The sequence below is a fragment of the Acinetobacter lactucae genome (assembly GCF_013344765.1).
Taxonomy (GTDB): domain Bacteria; phylum Pseudomonadota; class Gammaproteobacteria; order Pseudomonadales; family Moraxellaceae; genus Acinetobacter; species Acinetobacter lactucae_A.
Map to the genome: position 1 here is coordinate 1 of NZ_JABVBF010000414.1, position 522 is coordinate 522.

General features: G+C 27.8%; 1 protein-coding gene. It reads left to right on the forward strand.

Going from position 1 to position 522, the window contains the following annotated elements; genetic code table 11:
• Window positions 1-405: aminotransferase class III-fold pyridoxal phosphate-dependent enzyme (locus tag HUN22_RS17630; protein ID WP_174732072.1), on the forward strand; the 405-nt coding region annotated here is incomplete at its 5' end.
• Window positions 406-522: the final 117 nt, after the last annotated feature.

Genomic DNA, 522 nt, shown 5'->3' on the forward strand with positions numbered 1-522 from the left:
GGTTTACCTATTTCTACTTATATTGCTATACAGGTGTTTAATATTATTGAGAATGAAAATTTATTTTTAAATGCAAAAGTACAAGGAGAATATTTACATAAACAATTAAATAAATTGAAGGAAAAGTTTGATATTATCGGTGATGTAAGAGGTAAAGGTTTATTAGCTGGTGTGGAATTTGTAAAAGAAAATAAAACTTGCTTTAATGAGCAAGAGAACGTTGCATTAAAAATTGTTAACTATATGCGAGAGTTGGGAGTACATGTTGGTTGTGGTATTCCATTTACCAATCATGGAAAACATAGTGATCATATACAAATTACACCACCCTATATCATCAATAATGACCAAATTGATGATATAGTAAATAGTTTAGAGTATGCAATTAAAAAAATAACATTATAAATGTTAAAAAGAGTGAGTAGCAAAAAATTAAGATAAATCCGATCCCTCTTACTGGAGGGAGTCGGATAGGCGATAAATGCAAAATTGATAAAAATATTAAAATATATGGAAGAATAT